The sequence below is a fragment of the Yoonia sp. genome, from assembly GCF_046498525.1.
Taxonomy (GTDB): domain Bacteria; phylum Pseudomonadota; class Alphaproteobacteria; order Rhodobacterales; family Rhodobacteraceae; genus Yoonia.
Map to the genome: position 1 here is coordinate 1 of NZ_JAWOAN010000155.1, position 7,245 is coordinate 7,245.

Below are 7,245 nucleotides of genomic sequence, written 5' to 3' on the forward strand. Positions count from 1 at the left end.
GCGGATCTTTTATCCCGGTATTTAAGGTAATATGCGTGTTCCCATAATGATTCGCAATAATATGCTGATTGCACATTGATGTCAGGTTATCCCAGCTTGTATTGCCTTCATGTACGTTGTATTCTCTGTAAAAGGCTTCCGAATAATATGAAGGAAACTCGTGGTCATCCCATACGTCGCCGGGTTTCAGGCTGTTGTCATCCGCAATACAATACTGTTTAACTTTACTAAGGTGGTTTGTGGCATACTGCGCATAGGTTATGCTGCGCCCCGCAGGAGCGCCTCCCCATCTTTTGGAAGCCTGTATAAGCGCAAAGGCAATATCAGTATCAGCGTCAGTAGCGGCTCCGGCGTCAACAATATTACCGCTTGTGTCCACACGCCAGCTTATGGCATGGCGTGTGGACAGCCGGTTCGCATCGACCAACATCAGGAATACGACGCCCGCAGCGCAAAGATGCGCCAGATCGCCTGTTTCATCCTGCCGGTTCGGATTTACGACTGCGACCGCATCGGGCAAGGTTTCACCGCCCAGATGGTGATCCAGAACGATGACATCGGCTCCCACCGCCGCTGCGATCGGGCCATGAGAGAGCGTGCCGCAATCTACGCATATGATCAGGTCATGGTCTTTGGCCAGGGCAGACATCGCAGCATCATTGGGCCCGTATCCTTCGTCGATCCGGTCGGGGACATAGAGCGTCGCTTGCAGGCCCATGTCGCGCAACCAACAGATCAAAAGGGCCGCAGATGTCCCGCCGTCGACGTCATAGTCTGCAAATACGGCGATGCGCTCGCGTTTGCCGACCGCGTACAGAAAGCGGTCTGTCGCGCGGTCCATATCCTTGAGAACGCGCGGGTCGGGCAGCAAGTCGCGCAGCGTGGGGGCCAGAAAGCCTGCCGCATCTTGTGCCGAAACGCCCTGCCTGACCAGAACGCGGCATAGCGGGGCGGCAAGACCGGTTTTCTGCGCCATTGCTTCGGACAGGCGGTCCTCCTCAACGGTCGGACCGACCCATCGGCGGCCGGTGACCGAGGGTGCGACATTCAAAAAGGCGGGTTTATTGGCGGGTGCGTCCATTGCCTTGCATACTAAGCGCCAAGCGCGTGTTTGACCACGGCTTCATCTTCATCGGGGTCAAAAAACTATCGCGCGGCAGGCAGTGATCCTAACCGGTCGGATTACGATAGATCATGCGCCGGACAGAACCGGTCTTGGACCGCATCAGGATCGTCTCGGCCGTGACAAATCCAACCTCGCGCTTGATGCCTGGCACGAGCGACCCATCCGTGACGCCGGTTGCGGCAAAGATAACGTCTCCGGTCACCATGTCATCGCGGGTATAAACGCGGTCAAAGTTGGTGATTCCGGCTTTTGTTGCGCGCCCACGTTCATCATCATTGCGAAACATCAGGCGACCGAAAATCTGCCCACCCATGCATTTCAGCGCAGCCGCAGCCAGCACGCCTTCGGGCGCGCCGCCGGAGCCCATGTACATGTCGATGCCGGTCAGGTCCGGTTCAGCGCAGTGCATCACACCTGCAACATCACCATCCGTGATCAGGCGAATTGCGGCCCCTGTGCCGCGGATTTCGGCAATCATGTCTTCATGGCGCGGACGCTCCAGAACGCAAACGGTGATGTCGTTGGTTGAACATCCCTTGGCCGCCGCCAGTGCCGAAATGCGCTCGGACGTAGACATATCCAACGTCACCACACCGGGGCGAAAACCGGGCCCGATGGCAAGTTTGTCCATATAGACATCCGGTGCATGCAGCATGGACCCGCGCGGGCCCATCGCAATGACCGCCAGCGCATTGGGCATGTCCTTGGCCGTCAATGTCGTGCCTTCCAGCGGATCAAGTGCAATGTCCACACCGGGACCTTCCCCTGTGCCCACCTTTTCACCAATGTAAAGCATAGGTGCTTCGTCGCGTTCCCCTTCGCCGATCACCACGACGCCGGCAATATCAAGCTTGTTCAATTGGGTGCGCATTGCATCGACTGCGGCCTGATCTGCCGCCTTTTCATCGCCCCGACCAATGAGCGGAGCGCAGGCGATGGCCGCAGCTTCGGACACGCGCGCGAGCCCCAATGAAAGGTTGCGGTCGTTGAAATCAAGTGGTGCAGGCATAAAAAAGGTCCTTTGGTGACATAATACCCCTAAAGCCTGTCCGTCCCGTCGCGGCAAGCCTGTTTGCGCTAAACCGCCTCAATACGGATTGCGACAGGGGTGCTTGTGACGACGCCCGTGGCCTTGAAATCGGCCAGAGCCTCATCCAGTGCTGTTCGCGTGGTCTTGTGCGTAACGATCAGGACCGGGGCAGAGGTGTCTTCGTGTCCGTATTGGCGCATCCGGTCGATCGAGATGCCTGCTTCGCCCAAAGCGTGTGCGACCTTGGCCAAGGCACCGGGTTTGTCGATCAACTGCATGCGCAGATAGTAAGGGGCCGGGACCGCGGCGCGGGCGGCGCGCGCCTTGCGCAAGGTGCTTGCCGGTTGGCCGAAGGTCGACACCCGCGCGCCGCGTGCGATATCCATCACGTCACCCATCACGGCGCTGGCGGTCGGGCCTTCGCCTGCGCCGGGGCCCCGCAGAACAATCTGGGTTACAGAATCGCCTTCGAGCACGACCATGTTGGTGCCGCCTTCCAATTGCCCGAGGGGCGACGTGTCGGGTACGAGGCAAGGGGACATGCGTTGCTCCAACCCGCGGCCCGTCATCTGCGCGACCCCCAGAAGCTTGATCTTGTAGCCCATATCGGCGGCTTGTTGGATGTCATCGATCGTGATCGACCCGATACCTTCAAGCTCGACTGCACCGAAATCAACCTGTGTGCCAAAGGCGATCGAAGACAGTAGCGCCAGTTTGTGCCCCGCGTCGATGCCGCCGACATCCAGTTCCGGGTCCGCTTCGAGGAACCCAAACTGGTTGGCCTCATCAAAGACCGCTTCATAGCTGAGTCCTGCGTCCTGCATCCGGGTCAGGATGTAGTTGCAACTGCCGTTCATCACGCCCATCACGCGCGTGATCTCGTTGCCGGAAAGACCTTCGGTCAGTGTTTTCACCACAGGGATACCGCCTGCGACGGCTGCTTCAAAGCGGATCACATGGCCTGTTTCTTCCGCCGCTTCCGCGAGCGCCTGTCCGTGAATGGCAAGCAGCGCTTTATTGGCGCTGACAACGTCTTTACCCGCAGCAATTGCTGCTTCGGTCGCGTCTTTAGCTGGCCCGTCATGGCCGCCCATGACCTCGATGAAAACGTCGATGTCCTCACGTTTGGCCAAGGCGACGGGATCGTCTTCCCACGCGTAGGAGGACAGATCGACATCGCGGTTCTTGGTTCTGGATCGGGCAGAGACAGCCACAATCTCGATTGGTTTGCCTGCACGCAGCGCCAACAATGGCCCGTGTTTCTGCACGATCCGGACGATGCCCACACCCACGGTGCCAAGTCCCGCGATTCCCAGGCGAAGAGGTGTTGTCATGTATATGGGTCCATCGTTGTAATGCGTCACGACGGGTCTAGCGAAAGCGTGCGGCTACTGCAACGCAGCGATATCGATCTGACGAATACGCGACGCGCGTGCCTGAAGCGCATCAATACGTGCAAGCAACGCGGTCTCTTCGTCACCGTTTGCGGTCGGAAACGGGGGAAGTGGCGTCAGCGCGGGGTAGGGTGCTTGCCGTGCGGCATCGCTGATCGTGCCTTCAAGCGCGGGAAACGCGGCGCAGGCGAACAGCAAACAAAATGGCACGAGCAAAATACAACGCATGATCTTAACCTTATCCGGCCTGTGTATGCAGGGGCAACCGCCGATGAGGGGTTTCCAAATGAACAAGCGTTCAGTTAAATGGACGCCATGGCACGCAAGCAAGGCTCACACTCTGATATTACCGGCCCACGGGTACGGCAAGCAGCATTGCGCCTGATTGCAAAACACGGATATGCCGCTGTTTCCATGCGTAAGATCGCGGCCGAAGTGGGCATACAAGCCGGTGCCCTTTATAATTATACACCTGACAAGCAGTCCTTGCTGTTTGACCTGATGCAGGGGCACATGAGCGAATTGTTGTCCGCTTTGGATGACGCTTCGCTCTCGGGTCATCCGTTGGCCAGATTGGAAGGCTTCACCCGATTCCACATCCGCTTTCACTTGCCACGCTCCGATCAGGTCTTTGTGTCCTACATGGAGTTGCGCAACCTGTCGGACGATAACTTTGCGACGGTCGAGGCAATGCGTCGCGAGTATGAAGAAGCCTTGGAAACCATTCTGCGTAACGGTGTCGCGGAAGGTGTTTTGGCAGTCCATGATCCACGCGTCACCACGATGGCCCTGATTGCCATGCTGACGGGGATCAACAGTTGGTATCGCGCCGGTGGGCGGCTCGAGATTGCCAGGATCGAGGCGATCTATTGGGATATGGTCCGGCGCAGCGTGACAGCCTAGGCTTTCGGTGCGCTGTAGGTTAAGCGATCTGCAACGACGGAGAGAACCGATGTTCCAACCAGACGAAGACGGCATTTACGCGCAGGTCGAGGCGTCGCCCGCACGTAGGATACTGGCCTATGGCGTTCAGTTCGGGCTGGGTGCCTTGCTGATCTACGTCACGTTGACACGGCCTCCGTCCTTGCCGTGGATGATCGTCCTGCTGGGGTTCGGTGTGAGTATGTTGTGGCAGGCAGAGCGAATGCGGCGTGCGACTGCGGTCACCCTCATGCTGACCGATACAGAGCTGCGTGACAGTACCGGCACTGTTCTGGCGCGTATTGACGAGATCCGCAGTGTCGAGCGTGGAACATTCGCCTTCAAGCCGGCCAATGGGTTCACGCTGGTCCTGCACAACAAAAAGCCCCGCGCATGGCTGCCGGGGCTTTGGTGGCGCGTCGGGCGCCGTGTGGGGATCGGTGGCGTCACAAATGCCGGTCAATGCAAATTCATGGCCGAGCGGATCAGCATGATGGTCAATAATTAACTGCCCGGACCGCAAATGGTCGTCCCGTCATTTCTTTCAAAGCATAGACGTGTTCCGCGCGGGCGAATAACCACGTCGTTCGTAAAGGTGAGGTCTTCGAGGTTGGTGACCGTAAAAGGACCCAGACCTATATTGAAAGGGGCATCATATTGGGTACGCGTTTCGATATAGATGTTTTGGTCGAATTCATTCATCGCAGGAAGGCGACCCGCCGTTTTGAGATCGGCGAGGTCGGCGTTCGTCAGGGCCTCGCCAAAGCCACGGTGTCGAGACCAAACACGACGAAAGGTATCGTCGGATTCTCTGTAACGATAGACGGTAACGCGATAGTCCGGGTTCGCTTCTTCAAATGTCAATGTGCGCAGGACTTGTTGTGCACTATTGAGATAGGTGCTGTTCACAACATCTTCGCGGCTGAATAATTCAGCCAGCGTAATTGTCGCGCGAACCGCGTTTGTTTGAACGCGGAAGACGTCGAAGTAAACGAATGTCGACAAAAACACCCACAGTAAGATTGGCACGACAAGAAGCAGTTCAATTGACATTGATCCGCGTTCATCTTCGCGAAAGGCGCGAATGAATGTTGTAAAACTCTTCATGATTATTCGTTCCGGAAAGGTTCGACAACGAACGCACTCGTTGCAACCAATGCATAAGAGTCGCCCGCTGCTGTATCGCCTGCATTTCCCGCAATGAGTGCCTTGCCTAAGTTTGATGTTGGCAGGATCGGATCAATACGAATACATGCACGCAGGAACATCAGTTCGTTATTGCCCGTCGAGTCGAGTGTACCTGTGTATGGAGCTGTCAGGTCGCCACGATCAACACACTGGACATCGTCACTGAGCGGGACCCATGCGACCCGAGGATCACGCTGGATCATCTCGATTTCAAGCTGGTTTTCGCAATCCGGCAGGATACGGGCGCTATCGCAGATGCCCGTCCGAAGCGCTGCGCGTAACAGATCGGAATCGGTTTCGTCTATGACGCCGATGCGGACGTTGCGGACCGTCACATCCACACCATGTTCAAGCATCACCTGACGCGATGACAAAATGCCCGATTCATAGGTCATCAAGAAAAAGCCAAAGAAGACCGGGAATACCAACACGATCTCGATGGATGATGTCCCGCTTTCATCTTTTAAGAACCGATTAAGAAAACTCTTCATACCAAGGGTACCTTTACAAGCTCAGCCGCAATGCCGTGATCTGATCCGAGATACTTTTGAAAATCTCATCCAGTCCCGGTTCATCGGGGTCGTTCGTAATTGTAGACAAGAAGGCATTGCCCTCTTTGCTGGCACAGTCGGTCATTGTGGCATTCTGGATACCCATGGAGATCGTGTAGACTTCTGTCACTTCATCCCCCGCCAGATCACAGATCTGGCTCAGCTTTTCGTTGAGCTGCGTCTCTGACCCGATTGTCGTACTCATGTTATAATAGTCAGTGGAGCCGTTGCCATCATTTTGCCCATAGCGGTAAAGGGACTGCTCTGACATTCCCTTCCACTCGTCAAACTCGTTATAATAGTCAACGGAATCGCCATAGAAATCGCGCTTGATCCGTCTGGACGAAACGGTCAGACCATCTGTCATGATCACAAGATACTTTGACGTTGTCCGGTCTGTGTAATCAGCTGGTCTTGTGCCGCGAAACGCATCGTCGACCGTTGGAATGCCACCAATCAGGTCGCGCATGGATGGATCCAGCAATGAAGCCCCCCATTTTGCCCCGCGGTGGATAGACGTGTTCAGGGTGGGGGTGAATTGGTCAATGGCGTTTTGCAGCTGCTCAACATCCTGAGAGAGCAAGATCGTCTTGTGGTAATCCTCTGATGCACAAGGCTCGTACCCATCGGGGAAGCTGTAGCTGGTTGTATAGAAATCAACATGCTCGACCTGCGTGTAAACGCGGTTAACATCGAAAGTCAGTGTATCGTATTCGTCATCTTCGAACAGGACGCATCGGGATGGGTTGGTGATAACCTCTTGTCCCTCCGCCCACGCCAGATCAATCGGGCTGTCATATGGCCCGACCATCGTTGCATCCGGCGTATCCGCGCTCACTTCCTCACCATCGGCATTCACCCATCTATAGTTGAAAGGCGCGGTATAATTGTCTGTGATTTGACCGAATGTGCTGCCGAACAACCCATCTGCGCGGATCGAGTCAGGCGTTGTCTTGAGCGCAGTATAAAGATCATCGCCAAGCGCGACATGCTGCGAGTACGCAATCAGATTGATCGAAATACGATCTTCATATT

At 56.1% G+C, this 7,245-nt stretch carries 8 protein-coding genes and 1 pseudogene; 2 read left to right on the forward strand and 7 right to left on the reverse strand.

All coding sequences use genetic code 11. The features are described from left to right. The 4 genes from R6T97_RS10195 to R6T97_RS10210 form a co-directional block, all read right to left on the reverse strand. Nucleotides 1–1,081 (reverse strand): glycosyl hydrolase family 8 (locus tag R6T97_RS10195; protein WP_410349187.1); only part of this gene is annotated, 1,081 nt, incomplete at its 3' end. 88 nt (nt 1,082–1,169) lie between these two features. Beyond that, a complete protein-coding gene (gene glpX, locus R6T97_RS10200; protein WP_410349188.1) occupies nt 1,170–2,135 on the reverse strand; it encodes a class II fructose-bisphosphatase in 966 nt (321 codons plus the stop codon). 68 nt (nt 2,136–2,203) lie between these two features. Further along, nucleotides 2,204–3,490 (reverse strand): homoserine dehydrogenase, encoded by a 1,287-nt coding sequence (locus R6T97_RS10205; protein ID WP_410349189.1) that lies wholly within the window; start codon nt 3,488–3,490, stop codon nt 2,204–2,206. A 54-nt stretch (nt 3,491–3,544) separates the two neighbouring features. Beyond that, nucleotides 3,545–3,778: a hypothetical protein gene (locus R6T97_RS10210; protein ID WP_410349190.1), complete on the reverse strand. Its 234-nt coding sequence runs from the start codon at nt 3,776–3,778 to the stop codon at nt 3,545–3,547. Between the two features lie 87 nt (nt 3,779–3,865). Between R6T97_RS10210 and R6T97_RS10215 the strand changes: the two genes are divergently transcribed. Both R6T97_RS10215 and R6T97_RS10220 read left to right on the forward strand, forming a co-directional pair. Further along, nucleotides 3,866–4,453, forward strand: coding sequence for a TetR/AcrR family transcriptional regulator (locus tag R6T97_RS10215; protein ID WP_410349191.1), 588 nt, complete (start codon nt 3,866–3,868; stop codon nt 4,451–4,453). Nucleotides 4,454–4,502: 49 nt separating this feature from the next. After that, nucleotides 4,503–4,979: a hypothetical protein gene (locus R6T97_RS10220; RefSeq protein ID WP_410349192.1), complete on the forward strand. Its 477-nt coding sequence runs from the start codon at nt 4,503–4,505 to the stop codon at nt 4,977–4,979. Here R6T97_RS10220 and R6T97_RS10225 read toward each other — a convergent pair. From R6T97_RS10225 to R6T97_RS10235, 3 genes and pseudogenes are all read right to left on the reverse strand, one after another. Continuing rightward, complete coding sequence (locus tag R6T97_RS10225) at nt 4,976–5,578, reverse strand: TadE/TadG family type IV pilus assembly protein (RefSeq protein WP_410349193.1); 603 nt, start codon at nt 5,576–5,578, stop codon at nt 4,976–4,978. The genes R6T97_RS10220 and R6T97_RS10225 overlap by 4 nt on opposite strands. 2 nt (nt 5,579–5,580) lie before the next feature. Next, a complete protein-coding gene (locus tag R6T97_RS10230; RefSeq protein ID WP_410349194.1) occupies nt 5,581–6,150 on the reverse strand; it encodes a TadE/TadG family type IV pilus assembly protein in 570 nt (189 codons plus the stop codon). A 13-nt stretch (nt 6,151–6,163) separates the two neighbouring features. Further along, nucleotides 6,164–7,245, reverse strand: a pseudogene (locus tag R6T97_RS10235) (hypothetical protein); the annotation flags it as partial.